This window comes from Klebsiella quasivariicola (assembly GCF_002269255.1).
In the GTDB taxonomy this organism is placed as follows: domain Bacteria; phylum Pseudomonadota; class Gammaproteobacteria; order Enterobacterales; family Enterobacteriaceae; genus Klebsiella; species Klebsiella quasivariicola.
Window position 1 is genome coordinate 2,545,806 of sequence record NZ_CP022823.1, and the last position, 16,525, is coordinate 2,562,330.

Consider the following 16,525-nt stretch of genomic DNA (forward strand, 5'->3'; position numbering starts at 1 on the left):
GGGGTTTTTTTTGCCTTTATGAGTAATAAAATATAGTATACCCCCCTATATGATACGGAGGCGTAATCGTGCCACATTCACCTGAAGATAAAAAACGGGCGCTCAGTCGCGTACGACGCATTCGCGGCCAGGTTGAAGCCCTCGAGCGCGCGCTGGAGTCTGGCGAACCCTGCATGACAATCCTGCAGCAGATTGCTTCGATTCGCGGGGCGGCAAATGGCCTGATGGGCGAAATGGTGGAGATCCACCTGCAGGACGAGCTGGTTAGCGGCGAGACCACCCCGGACCAGCGGGCCGCGAGAATGGCAGAGGTCGGTCATCTGCTACGATCCTATTTAAAATAACATCACGACGAGGAAGAGACAGTTATGAAATCACGCGCAGCAGTTGCCTTTGGTCCCGGCCAGCCGTTAAAAATCGTTGAGATTGACGTCGCGCCGCCGAAGAAAGGCGAAGTTCTGGTGAAAATCACCCACACCGGCGTCTGCCATACCGATGCCTTTACCCTCTCCGGCGACGATCCGGAAGGGGTCTTCCCGGCGGTGCTGGGCCATGAAGGCGGCGGCGTGGTCGTGGAAGTAGGCGAGGGCGTCACCAGCCTTAAGCCGGGGGACCACGTGATCCCGCTGTATACTGCGGAATGCGGTGAGTGCAAGTTCTGTAAGTCGGGTAAAACCAACCTCTGTCAGGCGGTGCGAGCCACCCAGGGCAAAGGGCTGATGCCGGACGGCACCACCCGTTTCTCGTACAACGGCGAACCGATCTATCACTACATGGGCACCAGCACCTTCAGTGAATACACGGTCTGCGCTGAGATCTCGCTGGCGAAAGTGAATCCGCAGGCGCCGCTGGATAAAGTGTGCCTGCTGGGCTGCGGCGTGACCACCGGTATCGGCGCGGTGCACAACACGGCGAAGGTCAAGGCCGGGGATAGCGTCGCGGTCTTTGGTCTGGGCGGCATTGGTCTGGCGGTGATCCAGGGCGCGGTGCAGGCGCAGGCCGGGCGTATTCTGGCGGTCGATACCAACCCGGATAAGTTCACCCTGGCAAAAGAGATGGGCGCAACCGACTTTATTAACCCGAACGACTACGATAAGCCGATTCAGGATGTGATTGTCGAGCTGACCGACGGGGGCGTGGATTTCAGCTTCGAGTGCATCGGCAATGTTAACGTCATGCGCGCCGCGCTGGAGTGCTGCCATAAAGGCTGGGGTGAGAGCGTCATCATCGGCGTCGCAGGGGCTGGGCAGGAGATCAAGACCCGTCCGTTCCAGCTGGTAACCGGCCGCGTGTGGCGCGGTTCCGCCTTCGGCGGCGTGAAAGGACGCAGTCAGCTCCCGGGAATGGTGGAAGACGCGATGGCGGGTAAAATTCGCCTCGACCCGTTTATTACCCATCGCCTGCCGCTGGAGCAGATTAACGAAGCCTTCGATCTGATGCATGAAGGCAAATCGATTCGTACCGTCATCCATTTTGGCGACCAGTAATCGCGTATCGTCACTCATAAAAAAGGGCCCGGATGGGCCCTTTTACTTAGGTCGATCAGTGCTGGTCAGGGAGCGCGTAGGCGATGATGTAATCGCCGCGATCCGGTGACTGACGGGCGCCGCCGGCATTGATAATAATGTACTGCTTACCGGTTTTCGGTGAGACATAGGTCATCGGGCCGGACTGGCTGCCGACCGGCAGACGCGATTTCCAGATCTCTTTGCCGTTCGCGGTATCAAAGGCGCGCAGGTAGAAATCCTGCGTACCGGCAAAGAACAGCAGTCCGGACTGTGTCGCCAGTGAGGCGCCAAGGGTCGGCATGCCGATCGGAATGGGCATATGCATACGGATCCCCAGCGGCCCGGTATCTTCTACGGTGCCCACTGGCACCTGCCACACCAGTTTCCCGGTTTTCAGATCCACCGCGGACATGGTGCCGAACGGCGGTTTCTGACACGGAATGCCCAGCGGCGACAGGAAACGTTCGCGCATCGCGCCAAACGGCGTACCTTCCATCGGCACAATGCCCATCTCAATCCCGCTGGCGTCTTTCGCCACCTTCGCGCGTGGCACCATGTAGTTGGCGAGGCCCAGGCGCATATCGTTGACGAACATCAGGCTGTTGTTCGGATCCACCGAAACGCTGCCCCAGTTCATGCCGCCGAGCGAGCCCGGGAACTGCAGAGAGCGGTCTTCACCTGGTGGGGTAAAGACGCCCTGATGACGCATCTCTTTGAACTGGATACGGCACAGCAGCAGGTCGATCGGTGTCGCTCCCCACATATCGGACTCGGTCAGCGTCTGGTTGCCGATCATCGGCATCCCTACAGAGTAAGGCTGCGTCGGTGAGTAGCGTTCACCCTTGACGTTGCCCGCCGGTACCGGACGCTCTTCCACTTTCGCCACTGGCTCGCCGGTCTCGCGGTTGAGCATAAAGATCATGCCCTGCTTGCTGGTCTGCACCAGCACCGGCGTGGTGCCGCCCTTGCCGTCAGGCAGGTCGTACAGCAGCGGCTGGGAAGGCAGGTCAAAATCCCACAGGTCGTGGTGAGTGGTCTGGAAGTGCCAGCGCACCTGGCCGGTGGTGGCATCTACGGCAACGATAGACGAGCTATATTTATCGTCCAGTGCGGTACGTTCGCCACCGAAGAAATCGGGTGTGGCGTTGCCGGTTGGCAGATAGATCAGGTTCAGCTTCGCGTCGTAGGACATCGCCGACCAGACGTTTGGCGTGCCGCGCGTATAGGTCTGGCCTTCCGGCGGTACGCCGGTCAGCGCTGGATTGCCAGGATCCCACGCCCACGCCAGTTTGCCAGTGTGGACGTCAAACGCGCGGACCACCCCAGGCGGTTCGCCGGTCGAGTAGTTATCCGCGACGCGGCCACCCACCACCACCACATTGCCCGCCACCAGCGGGGTAGAGGTCTGCTGATAGTAGCCTGCTTTGACTTCTCCCATGCCGACGCTGAGGTCGACAATACCGCGATCGCCGAAGCTCTCACACAGTTTCCCGGTGTCGGCATCAATGGCGATCAGGCGGGCGTCGATGGTCGGCAGGAACAGACGACGGGAACAGGCGGCAGGCTGAGTGCCTGACGCTGGCGTAGATTGCGCCTGGCTATCTTCGTAATAGCCTAAGCCGCGGCAGCGCTGCCAGTTTGGCGAAGAGGATTTGGAGTCATAGCGCCATTTCTCTTTCCCGCTGTCCACATCCAGCGCCAGCACTTTGCTGTAAGGGGTACAGACGTACAGCGTATCGCCAATCTGCAGCGGCGTATTTTGATCCTCCGCGCCGGAGCCATTGCTCTGCGGGATATCGCCAGTATGCGCCACCCAGGCCACCTGCAGCTGGTTGACGTTTTGTTTGTTGATCTGATCCAGCGCGGCGAAACGGTCGCCGTGGGTGGTGTTACCCCAGTGCGCCCAGTTTTTCTGCTGTTCGCCCGGCGCGACAGGCTTCACCGGTACCGCTTCGCTGGCACTGACCAACGGTTCGGGTTTGAACATCCAGCCAAAGCTTACCGCCAGCGCCACGGCAAAAATGGCGGCGATGGTAAAAGCCGGGCCTTTTTTCGCCGGCGGGCTGGCGAGGAAAGGCCAGACCAGGACGGCGAGAAAAGCCAGCACGCCCAGGGCGAAGAGGCGCGAGAAGAGCGGCCAGAAGTTCCAGCCAGCGTCGCTAATCGCCCACATCACCGAGGCGATAAACGCCACGGCGTACAATACAATGCCGCCGCGGCGGTGACGGAAAATCAGCACTGCGGCGATGACCATCACCAAGCCCATCAGTGCGAAGTACAGCGTGCCGCCGACGGTAGCCAGTTTTACCCCAAGAATACCGATAGCCAGACCGATGATGAGCATCAGTCCGGCGAGAAGCCACTGCAGGATCCGGGGGAATCCGCGCGGCGCGTTGCCAGTTGCCATGTAATCTCCTTAACCACACCCACCACCTCAGAGCGAACCAAATGAAACACATTCTAATTATTTCATTTATGAATGAAGTGGTTTGAACCTTCGTAAATACGTCTTTATTGCCAAATCTGATTTCGAGTGAACCATTTGGTGAAATCACGATATGATAGATCTGTTAAAGAAATTTGCGCAATTGTTAATAAATAATTTCGCACTAAATGATTATTTTGCTGAATGTGTTCAAGGCGCGCGGACGGGGGAGAGGCAGAAAGGTGAGTCCCCGACCAGCGCAGGCCGGGGAGAAAGAGGATCAGGCAGGCATGGATTTGCGGATGGCGCTAAGCAGCGTTTGTGTCCCCGGGGTCAGTGTCGCATCGACGCGGGTCAGAATGCCGATGGGCTCCCCGGCGCCCTGGGTGGCGATCGGCAGGGCGGTCAGCACGCCACGACGAAGATCGTCTTTCACCGCCCCGGAAGGCACGAACCACACATAGTCGAAATCGACCGTCAGCTGCCGCGACAGGGAGGCCGAGAGGGTCTCAATGCAGCCGGCGGGCATTTTACAGCCCTGACTCTGCAGGAGTGCCTCAGCATTTTGCCGCGGTACAGTGCCCTTCGGTGAGACCACCACTGGCCAGTCCATGACCCGGCTAAGGGTCACCGTCTCCTGAAGCAGGGGGTGTCCCGGACGAACCACCAGCTTCAGGGATTCAAGGAACAGCAGCTCGTAATGCAGCCCGCTCATCAATTCAGGATCGGACATGCGTCCAATGCCGATATCAATCTCCCCGGATTTTAACCCGGCAAGCAGCATAGTGTTGTTCATGGTGGCGACCTGCAGCGTGATATCTTTTTGCTGCTTATGGAACTGGCCGATCACCGTAGGCAGGATCCCCAGCGCGGCGGTGGGCAGCGCGCCGATGCGCACGACGTCGTTATTCATACCCTCTTTGCGGTTCAGCGCCTGGCCGGCGGAGTTAAGGGCATCAAGCACCTTAACGGCATGCGTCAGAAACTGTTCACCGACCAGGGTCAGCTGTGCTCCCAGACGGCCTCGCTCAAACAGCCGGGTACCGGTCAACTGTTCTAGCTCGTTAAGCGTTTTCGAGAGTGCTGGCTGGCTCAGATTTAATGTTTCAGCCGCGCGCCCCAGCGTTCCCTGTTGAGCGACGGCCACGAAGGTGTGTAGATGGCGCAAGCGAATGCGCTGACTGAAGAGACCATTTTTTTCCATAGTAAGATGATGTTAAAAACACAGCGGTGAAAGAGACAAGCGGCCTTGTTTAAATTTGATAACCAGATAGCAAAATATTATTAACATTTGACCTGGTTATATTACAAGATCTTTCCCGGTGATTTAAAAACGCCTTCGCCCCACAGAGACGGGGCGAAGGGGGGTCAGCGCGACGCTAAATATCGAAAAAGACGGTTTCGTTTTCGCCCTGCAGATAAATGTCGAAGCGATAGACCACTTCTGCACCGCGAACTTCACGCTCGGCGATCAACGTTTTGCGTCTCACCTCCCACTCGATGAGATTGAGCACCGGGTCGCTGGCATTGGCCTCGTGTTCATCGGCAAAATACATCCGCGTGTTCAGGCCGATGTTGATCCCCCGCGCGACGACCCACAGGTTGACGTGCGGCGCCATCAGGCGGCCGTCGCGGCCAACCACCGGGCCAGGCTTAATGGTTTCAAAACGCCAGACGCCGGAGGTGAAATCAGAACAGGTACGTCCCCAGCCGCGGAAGGCCGGGTCGACGGCTTTCTGCTGCTGACGGTCGTCAGGATGGTTATAGCGACCCGCGGCGTTGGCCTGCCAGATCTCCAGCAGCACGTCGCGGACCGGCGTTCCGGAACCGTCGATAACCCGGCCTTCAATGGTAATTCGCTCCCCGGCTGTATCGGCGGTGGTGAGGACCGGACCAAAGTTTTTCTCAAAAATATGAAAACCCGCGGCGTCCGGCGCCAGACCGATATGAACATAAGGTCCCGCCGTCTGCGAGGCGGTTTCAGGCAGATACTCTTTCATCGGGCGGCCCCCTGAGTGCGATTTTCAAACAGCGTGGCGCGATGGCCGCGCAGAACAAGGTCGAAGCGGTAGGCCAGACAATCCAGCGGCACGGCAGCGTGCATATCCAGCTCGGCGATCAGCGTGCGCACGGCGTCGTCATTATTAATGGTTCGGACGATCGGGCACTGTTTAATCAGCGGATCGCCTTCGAAGTACATCTGGGTGATCAGGCGCTGCGCCCAGGCGTCGCCTGAGAGCGAGAAATGAATATGCGCCGGACGCCAGTCGCTGGCCTGGTTGCGCCAGGGATAAGGGCCGGGCTTGATGGTGCGAAAACAGTAATAGCCGTTGTCATCGGTGAGCACCCGGCCACAGCCGCCGAAGTTTGGGTCAATCGGGGCCAGATACTGATCTTTTTTATGTCGGTAACGGCCGCCGGCATTGGCCTGCCAGACTTCCACCAGGGTATTTTTCATCGGCCGGCCAAAGCCGTCGCGGACATAGCCGTGGACGATGATTCGCTCGCCAATCGGCAGGCCTTCTTTGGCGTAGTTGAGGATAAGATCGTTATCCAGAGGGCCCAGATCGTCGTGGCTGAAAACCGGCCCGGTGATCTCTGACAATGAATTCTGCAGGGAGATCAGGGCGTTTTTCGGGGAGCGCAGGACGCTGGTTTTATAGCCCGGCGCGTAAGCGGGCGGGTGACTACTGTAGCCGCGATGGATAACCTCGCGTGGTGACCATTTGTCGTTCATCGGGTACTCCGTATAGACGGTAGAGGGGCATGTTGTTGTAATGTCGCCAGAATCAGTGTGTGTAAATGCATTGTTAATTTAAAGTGAAATTACAGGGTGTTTTTCATAACTGTGGGTTATGCCCCGCGCCGCGTCACTGGAGTGAAGCAGGTTATCGCCATCACAGTTTGTAAATTCTTCCCCCCGCCGGGAGGCAGCTTTCCTACACTCCAGGAAGTATTCACTGGAGGTAACACATCATGGCGAACACCATCACGGCTGATGAGATTCGGGAGCACTTTTCGCAGGCCATGTCGGCCATGTACCAGCAGGAAGTTCCGCAGTACGGGGCGCTGCTGGAGCTGGTGGCTGACGTCAACCTGGCGGTACTGGAAAATAATCCACAGCTGCATGAACAACTGGCCAATGCCGACGAGCTGGCGCGCCTGAACGTGGAGCGCCACGGCGCGATCCGCGTGGGCACGGCGGAGGAACTGGCGACGCTGCGTCGCATGTTTGCCATCATGGGGATGTATCCCGTGAGTTATTACGATCTTTCGCAGGCGGGGGTGCCGGTGCACTCCACGGCGTTTCGTCCTATCGACGATGCCGCGCTGTCGCGCAATCCGTTTCGGGTTTTCACCTCACTGCTGCGCCTGGAGCTGATTGAAAATCGTGCTCTGCGCGAGCGGGCCGCGGCGATCCTCGCCCGGCGCAACATCTTCACTCCCCGCTGTCTGGCGCTGATTGCGCAGTATGAAGCTGAGGGCGAATTCACCTCTGCCGACGCGCGCGAGTTTGTGCAGGAGGCGCTGGAGACCTTTCGCTGGCACCGGCATGCCACCGTCGATGAGGAAACGTACCACGCTCTGCATCGCGAGCACCGCCTGATAGCCGATGTGGTCTGCTTTCCGGGATGCCATATCAACCACCTGACGCCGCGGACGCTGGATATTGACCGCGCCCAGGCCCTGATGCCAGAGTGCGGCATTGAGCCCAAAGCGCTGATTGAAGGGCCACCGCGCCGGGAGGTTCCGATCCTCCTGCGGCAGACCAGCTTTAAGGCGCTTGAGGAGCCGGTAATGTTCGCCGGCGAACATAAAGGTACCCACAGCGCTCGCTTTGGCGAAATTGAGCAGCGCGGCGTGGCGCTGACGCCAAAAGGACGCGCGCTGTATGACCGACTGCTGCAGGCGGCAGGGACCGGCAAAGACAATCTCAGCCACCAGCTGCATCTGCAGGAGGTGTTTCGTGAATTTCCCGACAGTGAATTTCTGCTGCGTCAGCAGGGGCTGGCCTGGTTTCGTTACCGCCTGACCCCCGCCGGTGAGGCGCATCGCCAGGCATTTCGCCCGGGGGACGATCCGCAGCCGCTGATTGAGCGCGGGTGGGTGGTCGCCCAGCCGATTATTTATGAAGACTTTTTACCGGTCAGCGCGGCGGGTATTTTTCAGTCTAATCTGGGCAATGAAATTCAGGCGCGCAGCCACGGGAATGCCAGTCGCGAGGTCTTTGAGGCGGCGCTGGGCTGCCCGGTGCAGGATGAGTTTGAACTGTACCGGCAGGCGGAGGAGCGCAGCAAACGACGTTGCGGTCTGCTGTAAAATCAGTACCCTGCTGGCATCAGCCTTACAGGGAGCAGGTTATGCAACATCCGTCGAAACCGTTGGCGAAAACCCGGCAGGGAAGTCTGGCCGGGTGCGAAGAGCAGGGGATTTATATCTGGCGCGGTATTCCGTACGCTGCGCCGCCCGTCGGCCCGCTGCGCTGGCGTGCGCCACAGCCCCCTGCGCGCTGGCAGGGCGTCCGCCAGGCCGACGCCTTTTCCGCCGCCAGCTGGCAGGACATTGACTACTGCCGTGAACTCGGCGGCGGCGATCCCGGCCGTTTCAGTGAAGACTGCTTATATCTCAACGTCTGGGCCCCCGCCAGCGCCGCGCAGCCGCTGCCGGTGATGGTCTGGCTGCACGGCGGCGGGTTTACCATCGGCGCCGGCAGCCTGCCGCCTTACGATGGCAAAGCGCTTGCCAGCCGTGACGTGGTGGTGGTGACGGTCAACTATCGTCTGGGACATCTCGGCTTTTTTGCTCATCCGGCGCTGGAGGAAGAGGCAGGCGAACGCCTGTACAATTTCGCGCTACTCGACCAGATTGCCGCCCTACAGTGGGTCCAGGAGAATATCCACGCCTTCGGCGGGGATGCCGCTAATGTCACGCTGTTTGGCGAATCCGCCGGGGCGCGCAGCGTACTGTCGCTGATGGCTTCGCCCAAAGCCAAAGGATTGTTCCATAAGGCGATTATCCAGAGCGGGTATACGTTACCCGACCTGCCGCGGGAGAGGGCGCTGGAGAAAGGCCGCCTGCTGGCGGAACATTTCGCCTTGCCTAATGCCAGCGCAGACCAGCTGCGCGCGATCCCGGCGGAGGCGTTCTGGTCGCTCACCGCGCCGCTCAATACGGGCCCGGCCCCCATTGCCGGGGACATAGTCCTCCCGCAGCCGATGCTGGAGACTTTTTTCGCCGGGCGCCAGCACCCGATGCCGGTGATGATCGGCTCCAACAGCGATGAAGCCAGCGTGATGGCGGTGTTTGGCGTCGATATCGCCGGGCAGATCCAGAAGCTGCGCCGCGAGCGCCGTCTGGGATTGGGGCTTATCAAACTCCTCTATCCCGGCGTGAAGGGTGATGAAGCGCTGGGACGGGAAGTCTGCCGGGATATGGCGTTTACTACTCTCGGCTATGTGGTGATGCAGGCCCAGCAGCGCGTCGGCCAGCCGTGCTGGCGTTACTGGTTTGATTATGTCGCGCAAGCGGAGCATGACACCTATCCACACGGCGCCTGGCATGGCAACGAAGTGCCCTATGTGTTTGATAACCTGCAGCTGACAGAACCCGTCCGGCAGTACGCCAGCGCAGCGGATCTGGCCTTTGCCGCCCAGGTCGCTGACTACTGGGTCCAGTTTGCCCGCGTCGCCAGCGGCGAACAGGCGCTTGCCGGCGCGGTGCGCTGGCCGGCCTGCCTGCGCGGACGGGACCGTCTGTTGCGCATTGGGTTGCATAAACGTGCCGGGTTTAAAGTGGAGAATCGCTTTATGCGCGCGCGGCTGGCGCTGTTTCGTCGGGTGATGAAGCACCATGTGACGCTGGACTAAATGTCGCCATGGCGAAGGGAGTGACCGCCGCCACCGGATGGTGACGGCGTCATGTCACATGACCACTACCGGCTTGATCACCTTGCCGGAAGCTGAATCGGCAAACGCCTGGTTGATCTCGGCCAGCGGATAGCGCTGGATGAGCTTATCAACCGGGAATTTGCCCTGCTTATAAAGCTGAACCAGCAGTGGAATGAACAGGGCCGGAACGGCATCGCCTTCAATCACCCCGACCAGCGATTTGCCTTCCGCCATCAGGTCGTTCTGCACGTTAAAGGTGATATCGCCGGTAAAGCCCACTATCGCCACCGTGCCTAACGGTTTTACCGCGTGCACGGCCTGCAGCACGATAGCCGACACGCCGGTGGTTTCCACCGCGTAGTGCGCCCCTTTACCGGTGATCGCTTTGATGCGGGCAACGGCATCTTGTGCTGTGCCGTTGATCTGATGCGCGGCGCCCAGTTCAGCGGCCAGGGCGAGGCGATTGTCATGGATATCCACCGCGATAATCTGCGAGCAGCCGGTTAATTTCGCCGCCATGATCGCGCTGAGCCCCACCGCGCCGCAGCCAAACACCACCAGTGATTCCCCCACGACCGGTTTCAGGCGGTTAAGCACCGTCCCGCTGCCGGTCTGGATGCCGCAGCCCAGCGGGCCGAGTAGCGTAAGATCAACCTCCGGGTCGACCACGATGGCATTGGTTGCGCGGGTGACCACATACTGGCTGAACGATGACTGGCCAAAAAACAGGGACAGATCCTGGTCTCCCAGGCGATAAGGGGTGGTGCCATCCTCACGGCGACCGCCAAAGTTAAGTGGATTAAAGTCTTCGCAGGCGGAAGGATGGTTGCTTAAACAGTTTTCGCAATGGTGACAGGCGGCGTAGCTGAGCACCACATGATCGCCTGCCTTAATTCCGGTGACCGCTTCTCCGACGCTGGCTACCACCCCGGCTCCTTCATGACCGAGGATCGCCGGCATGGGCACCACCCCGGGGTTGTCGCGCATCACCGCGTCGGTGTGACACACGCCGGTGGCGGCGATTTTGACCAATATCTCATCCTTGCCCGGCCGGGCGACCTCGATGTCTTTAATGACGAAAGGCTGCTGATTGCCCAGCGTGACGGCTGCTTTTACTTGCATAGCATGACTCCTGAATGAATTCCCTGGAGAGCGTGAAGGGATAGCCCGGACGGCGCTCCCGTGTTGGCCGCTAACATAAAGATATTGCGCGGTTATCCATCAAAACTTAGCACCAGGCGTGGCGGAAATTTACGCGAATCGTGCCTAAAAATAGCGCATGGTGGGGAGGTATAAATGTAATAAATATTCAGCGACAGAGAATAGCTATCCGGTCAATAATTCAGCGCGGCAAGCCGCAGGGGGCGAGTCTGCAGCTCGTGCAGACTCGCTGGCAAAAGTAAAAATACAGGCAGTTCCGCTGGACAGGGCTTTTTTACCCTTTTTTCTGCGGCCAACAATTGGATTATTAATCGTTTTTGTCTAGAGTGGGCGGAATTTATCACGCAACGTGATGTGGCGTTGCGTATCAATTCACCCGTGTAGAAGGACGCTTTCTCAGGCATGAACCGCAGACGTTTTCTTAAATCTTCCATGGCTGTTGCCGCCGTATGCGGAACGTCAGGAGTCGCTTCCTTATTCAGCCAGGCCGCTTTTGCCGGGGACGCGGGCATTGCCGACGGGCAAACGCGTCGTTTCGATTACACCGTGCTGCAGGCCATGGCCCACGACCTGGCGCGTCAACCGTGGGGCGGCGCCCCGCGCGATCTGCCACCGACGCTGGCCAACCTCACTCCGCAGGCCTACAACAGCATCCAGTACGACGCCAACCACTCGCTGTGGAACAACATTGAAGAACGCAAACTGGACATCCAGTTTTTCCACGTCGGGATGGGGTTCCGTCGCCGCGTGCGGATGTTCTCTTTAGACGCTAATACCCAACAGGCGCGCGAAATCCACTTCCGCCCGGAGCTGTTTAAGTACAACGACGCTGGCGTTGACACCCGCCAGCTGGAAGGCCAGTCTGACCTCGGCTTCGCCGGGTTCCGGGTGTTTCAAGCGCCCGAACTGGCACGCCGTGATATCGTGGCGTTCCTCGGCGCCAGCTACTTCCGCGCCGTAGACAGCACCTATCAATATGGCCTGTCGGCCCGTGGTCTGGCAGTAGATACCTTTACCGATACCCCGGAAGAGTTCCCCGACTTCACCTCCTTCTGGTTCGAAACGGTCAAAGGGGATGCCACGGTGTTTACCGTTTACGCGCTGCTGGACAGCCCGAGCATCACCGGTGCCTATAAATTCACTATCCACTGCCAGGATACGCAGGTCATTATGGACGTAGAGAACCACCTCTACGCCCGCAAGGACATCAAACAGCTGGGTATCGCCCCGATGACCAGTATGTTCAGCTGCGGCAACAACGAGCGCCGGATGTGCGATACCATTCACCCGCAGATCCACGACTCCGATCGGCTGTCGATGTGGCTGGGCAACGGCGAGTGGGTTTGTCGACCGCTGAATAACCCGCAGAAGCTACAGTTCAATGCTTTCCAGGACAAGAACCCGCGCGGCTTCGGTCTGCTGCAGCTGGACCGCGATTTTTCCCACTATCAGGACGTGATGGGCTGGTATAACAAGCGTCCCAGCCTGTGGGTTGAGCCGCGTAATCAGTGGGGCAAAGGGGCGGTCAGCCTGATGGAGATCCCGACCACCGGCGAGACACTGGATAACATCGTCTGCTTCTGGCAACCAGAAAAGGCGGTGAAAGCCGGCGACGAGCTGGACTTCCGCTATCGCCTATACTGGAGCGCGCAACCGCCGGTGAGCACGCCGCTGGCGCGCGTTCTCGCCACCCGCACCGGGATGGGGGGCTTCCCTGAGGGATGGGCGCCGGGTGAACATTACCCGGATAAGTGGGCGCGTCGCTTCGCCATCGACTTCGTCGGCGGCGATCTCAAGGCGGCCGCGCCGCGCGGTATTGAACCGGTGATCACCCTTTCCAGTGGGGAAGCGAAGCAGATAGAGATCCTCTACGTCGAGCCGTTCGATGGCTATCGTATCCTCTTTGACTGGTATCCGACCTCGAATTCGACCGACCCGGTGGAGATGCGTCTGTTCCTGCGCTGTCAGGGGGCCGCTATCAGCGAAACCTGGCTTTATCAGTATTTCCCGCCGGCAGCGGATAAACGTAACTACGTTGACGACCGGATCATGAAATAACCCATGACAGCTGACCCCCGCAGGCAACCCCTGCGGGCCAGAAGAGAGCGCCATGACCACATCTATCCCAACAGCACCTGAGTCGATCCCGGTGACCGAGGCGCTGAAGCTTATCGCCATTGATGAGCAGTATATTAGCGAGTTACACCAGCTGGTGGTGAAAAACCAGCGCTGGCTAACGCAGTCGCTTAGCTGGCCCGCCGAGGTGCGCAGTGAAGAGGAAACCCGCCGCCACGTGCAGGGTAACGTGATGCTGCATCAGCGGGACTACGCCAAAATGTTTTTGCTGTTTCTCGACCATCGTCTCGTTGGCGTCCTGGCGTTCAACCAGATCGAACCGCAGAATAAAACGGCCTATATCGGTTACTGGATCGATGAAGAGCACCAGGGGCAGGGGCTGCTTTCCCGCGCCCTGCAGGCCTTTATCCACCATTACGCCCGCAGCGGGCTGGTGCGCCGGTTTGTGATCAAATGCCGGGTGGCCAATACCCGCAGCAACCAGGTGGCATTGCGCAATGGGTTTGTCCTTGAAGGCTGTCTGAGGCAGGCTGAATATCTGAACGGCAGCTATGACGATCAGAATATCTACGCGCGCATTATTGACCGCGATGAGGCGTTACAGCGCGCCTAACAGCGGTGTTCGGGTGATCTGCTCCTGCGCGACCAGCGTCTTCGGGCCGCGCAGATGAATGGCTTCGCCTTCACGTGCGACGATCTGCACATCGTCGCTTATCGTCACCTGATGCTCAACGATCACATCGCCGACGATGATTGTCCGGCCCTGGATCAGCACCTCATCATCCAGCAGAATTGGCCCGCCGCGCAGTTGCGCCTCGCCGCCGACCATTGCCCGATGCTTCAGCAGGCAGTTGCCCTCAATCACCGCATTCTCCGCCACCTGTGAACTGTAGCGCACCGTGGGAATGGCATCTTCTCCGCGACCGGCGATCAGACGGGCATGGCCGTATATCCGGGCGTTATCGCAGACCCAGACGTCGTTTTCTTCATTCCCCTCAAGTCTTGCCTGGTCGAACACCTCTGCCCGATGTTCGACAAAGGCGTGCTCAACGAAGGCGTCTCCATAGATTTGAGCCTGATGAAGAATACGTGAGGCACTGACGGTGGCTCGCTGATAAATCTGCAGTATTTTGTCGCGATCGGCGGTGAGTCCGCGGGCGGCAATCACCTGGCAGTGGGGCAGGAGCCGCGCCTCGTCGGCGAGGCGACAATAACCGCGCACCTGACTATGATAAACCGTGACGTTGTCACTTATATCTGCCTCGTGGCTGATGTGCGAGGCCTCGATACAGGCCTGTCCCCGGATGGTGGCCCCATGACTGACCACGCAGGGGCCGGTGAGCCGGGCATCGTCGCGGATACTTGCCCCGGCGAAAACCACGCTGTTGGCATCGTAGATCCAGCACAGACCCTGTTGGCTGAGAGCGCTTTCCGTATCCACCCAGCCGCCTTCACTGCCTGCTTTCACGTCAGCGAAATCAATTAGCGCCACGATCTGGCGCAGGGTGACGCTTTGTTTGCCATGCTCTTCCTGATAACAATACTGCCGGGTCTGTTCGCTGAGACGGTATTTACGCATGGCCGATCCTCATTACTTTTGGTTAACATAAACATAGCAAAGATCGCCGTAGCGTGCGGGATAAGGTTCCTTTAAAATGCAACTTCAAATTAAATTGATATCATCAACAAAATGAAGAATAAGCAAAGGCCCAGGCAGGTGCTGAACCTGCCGGCAGGCTATTTTGGCATGGTGCTCGGCACCATCGGCATGGGCTTCGCCTGGCGCTATGCCAGCACCCTCTGGCCGGTCAGCCGCAGCATCGGCGAAAGTCTGGTGACGCTGGCGATAGCGATGTGGGCGCTGCTCAGCATCGCGTTTCTCTGCCGGGCGATTCGCTTTCCGGCGAGCGTGCTGGAGGAGATGCGTCATCCGGTCAGCAGCAGCTTTGTCAGCCTGTTTCCGGCCACCACGCTGCTGGTGGCGATCGGGCTGGTGCCGTGGTGCCGGCCGCTGGCGCTGGGGCTGTTTGTGCCGGGCGTGGCGCTGCAGCTTACCTATGCCGCCTGGCAAAGCGCCGGACTGTGGCGGGGGACGCATCCTCACGAGGCCACTACGCCGGGGTTGTATCTGCCGACGGTAGCCAACAATTTCATCAGCGCGATGGCCTGTGGTGCGCTGGGGTTTACCGATGCCGGACTGGTGTTCCTCGGCGCCGGGGTCTTCTCCTGGCTGAGCCTCGAGCCGGCAATCCTCCAGCGTCTGCGCAGCGCGGGTGAACTGCCCCCGCCGTTACGCACCTCGTTGGGGATCCAGCTGGCGCCTGCGCTGGTGGCCTGCAGCGCCTGGCTTAGCGTCAACGGCGGCGAGGCCGATACCTTCGCTAAGCTGCTGTTTGGTTACGGTCTGCTGCAGCTGCTGTTCATGCTGCGCCTGATGCCCTGGTACCTTCGCCAGCCGTTCAATGCTTCCTTCTGGAGCTTCTCGTTCGGTATTTCCGCCCTGGCCACCACCGGCCTGCATCTTGGCCGCGCAAAGGCGGACGGCTTTTTTCATTATCTGGCGATGCCGCTGTTTATTTTTAGCAATCTGGTTGTCGGCCTGCTGTTGTTACGCACAGTGTTGCTGTTGGTCAGCGGGAAACTGTTGGTAAAGGTCGACCAGGAAACACTCCTGAATAAGAAGGAAGGATCATGACAATACGTGACGCGGATTATTTTACTGAAAAATATAGCCTGACCCGCACCCATTCCGAGGTACTGCACGCCGCGACGGTGGTGCCGCCGGGGCGGGCGCTGGATCTGGGCTGCGGCAACGGTCGCAATAGCCTTTATCTGGCGGCGAACGGCTTCACAGTGACAGCCTGGGATAAAAATCCGATGAGCATCAATAATCTGGAGAGCATTCGCGCCGCCGAGGGGCTGGAAAATCTGCATACGGCGGTGAAAGACCTCAACAGTCTGAGCTTTGACGGCGAGTATGACCTGATCCTCTCCACCGTGGTGATGATGTTCCTGGAGCCTGCTACCATCCCGGGACTGATCGCCAATATGCAACGCTGCACCGCCGCCGGCGGTTATAACCTGATTGTGGCGGCGATGGACACCGAAGACTATCCCTGCACCGTCGGCTTCCCGTTTGCTTTTAAACCTAACGAGCTGCGCGACTACTACCGTGGTTGGGAGCGGGTGAAATACAATGAAGACGTCGGAGAACTGCATCGGACCGACGCCAGCGGCAACCGTATTAAACTGCGCTTCGCTACGCTCCTGGCGCGCAAACCAGCCTAATCAATCTTGTCGGCGCAGGAAATACATGCGGTGCCTGCGCCGCTTATTTCGCCATAAAACACGACTCCGCTGAGTAAAAAATCAGCCAGTAAAGAGCGATATAATGCAGGTCGTTTCTTTTTTTAAGTGATTATTTAATAACGTAATGTTCAGACCATCAATATTTATAAATCTTGCTT

The 16,525-nt window shown here is 58.9% G+C and carries 14 protein-coding genes; 8 read left to right on the forward strand and 6 right to left on the reverse strand.

What is annotated here, in order from left to right; genetic code table 11:
- Window positions 1–68: 68 nt before the first annotated feature.
- Together B8P98_RS12730 and B8P98_RS12735 are read left to right on the forward strand one after the other, a co-directional pair.
- Window positions 69–344, forward strand: a complete 276-nt coding sequence (locus B8P98_RS12730) for a metal/formaldehyde-sensitive transcriptional repressor (protein WP_004101746.1) — start codon at window positions 69–71, stop codon at window positions 342–344.
- 24 nt (window positions 345–368) lie between these two features.
- Entirely contained in the window at window positions 369–1,487 is a 1,119-nt protein-coding gene (locus B8P98_RS12735; RefSeq protein ID WP_025710811.1) for an S-(hydroxymethyl)glutathione dehydrogenase/class III alcohol dehydrogenase, read from the forward strand.
- Between the two features lie 55 nt (window positions 1,488–1,542).
- Here B8P98_RS12735 and B8P98_RS12740 read toward each other — a convergent pair whose 3' ends face one another.
- From B8P98_RS12740 to pcaH, 4 genes are all read right to left on the reverse strand, one after another.
- Complete coding sequence (locus B8P98_RS12740; protein ID WP_095033091.1) at window positions 1,543–3,915, reverse strand: glucose/quinate/shikimate family membrane-bound PQQ-dependent dehydrogenase; 2,373 nt, start codon at window positions 3,913–3,915, stop codon at window positions 1,543–1,545.
- 298 nt (window positions 3,916–4,213) lie between these two features.
- Window positions 4,214–5,137: a LysR substrate-binding domain-containing protein gene (locus B8P98_RS12745; RefSeq protein WP_080896772.1), complete on the reverse strand. Its 924-nt coding sequence runs from the start codon at window positions 5,135–5,137 to the stop codon at window positions 4,214–4,216.
- Window positions 5,138–5,312: 175 nt separating this feature from the next.
- On the reverse strand, window positions 5,313–5,933 hold the full coding sequence (gene pcaG / locus B8P98_RS12750; RefSeq protein WP_025710808.1) for a protocatechuate 3,4-dioxygenase subunit alpha: 621 nt from the start codon (window positions 5,931–5,933) through the stop codon (window positions 5,313–5,315).
- On the reverse strand, window positions 5,930–6,670 hold the full coding sequence (gene pcaH, locus B8P98_RS12755) for a protocatechuate 3,4-dioxygenase subunit beta (protein WP_095033092.1): 741 nt from the start codon (window positions 6,668–6,670) through the stop codon (window positions 5,930–5,932). The genes pcaG and pcaH overlap by 4 nt, the downstream gene beginning before the upstream one ends.
- 239 nt (window positions 6,671–6,909) lie before the next feature.
- Here pcaH and hglS point away from each other — a divergent pair, with 239 nt between their 5' ends.
- The gene (gene hglS / locus B8P98_RS12760; protein ID WP_080924131.1) at window positions 6,910–8,253 is read left to right on the forward strand and encodes a 2-oxoadipate dioxygenase/decarboxylase HglS; all 1,344 of its coding nucleotides are present in this window, start codon (window positions 6,910–6,912) and stop codon (window positions 8,251–8,253) included.
- Between the two features lie 41 nt (window positions 8,254–8,294).
- The gene (locus B8P98_RS12765) at window positions 8,295–9,800 is read left to right on the forward strand and encodes a carboxylesterase/lipase family protein (RefSeq protein WP_080896774.1); all 1,506 of its coding nucleotides are present in this window, start codon (window positions 8,295–8,297) and stop codon (window positions 9,798–9,800) included.
- Between the two features lie 54 nt (window positions 9,801–9,854).
- On the opposite strand, the gene B8P98_RS12770 is transcribed toward B8P98_RS12765, so the two are convergent.
- Window positions 9,855–10,943, reverse strand: a complete 1,089-nt coding sequence (locus B8P98_RS12770) for an NAD(P)-dependent alcohol dehydrogenase (RefSeq protein WP_080924127.1) — start codon at window positions 10,941–10,943, stop codon at window positions 9,855–9,857.
- Window positions 10,944–11,384: 441 nt separating this feature from the next.
- Here B8P98_RS12770 and B8P98_RS12775 point away from each other — a divergent pair, with 441 nt between their 5' ends.
- Window positions 11,385–13,040 carry a glucan biosynthesis protein D gene (locus tag B8P98_RS12775; protein ID WP_080924125.1) on the forward strand — a complete coding sequence of 552 codons (1,656 nt, stop codon included), beginning with the start codon at window positions 11,385–11,387 and terminating at the stop codon, window positions 13,038–13,040.
- 52 nt (window positions 13,041–13,092) lie between these two features.
- Window positions 13,093–13,671 (forward strand): 50S ribosomal protein L7/L12-serine acetyltransferase, encoded by a 579-nt coding sequence (gene rimL / locus B8P98_RS12780; protein ID WP_025710802.1) that lies wholly within the window; start codon window positions 13,093–13,095, stop codon window positions 13,669–13,671.
- Here the strand turns inward: rimL and ydcK are convergent.
- Complete coding sequence (gene ydcK, locus B8P98_RS12785) at window positions 13,657–14,637, reverse strand: YdcK family protein (protein ID WP_025710801.1); 981 nt, start codon at window positions 14,635–14,637, stop codon at window positions 13,657–13,659. The two genes, rimL and ydcK, sit on opposite strands and share 15 nt — an antisense overlap.
- 111 nt (window positions 14,638–14,748) lie before the next feature.
- Here ydcK and tehA point away from each other — a divergent pair, with 111 nt between their 5' ends.
- Together tehA and tehB are read left to right on the forward strand one after the other, a co-directional pair.
- Complete coding sequence (tehA, locus tag B8P98_RS12790; protein WP_080896778.1) at window positions 14,749–15,753, forward strand: dicarboxylate transporter/tellurite-resistance protein TehA; 1,005 nt, start codon at window positions 14,749–14,751, stop codon at window positions 15,751–15,753.
- Window positions 15,750–16,346: a tellurite resistance methyltransferase TehB gene (gene tehB / locus B8P98_RS12795; protein ID WP_025710799.1), complete on the forward strand. Its 597-nt coding sequence runs from the start codon at window positions 15,750–15,752 to the stop codon at window positions 16,344–16,346. The genes tehA and tehB overlap by 4 nt, the downstream gene beginning before the upstream one ends.
- Window positions 16,347–16,525 lie beyond the last annotated feature (179 nt).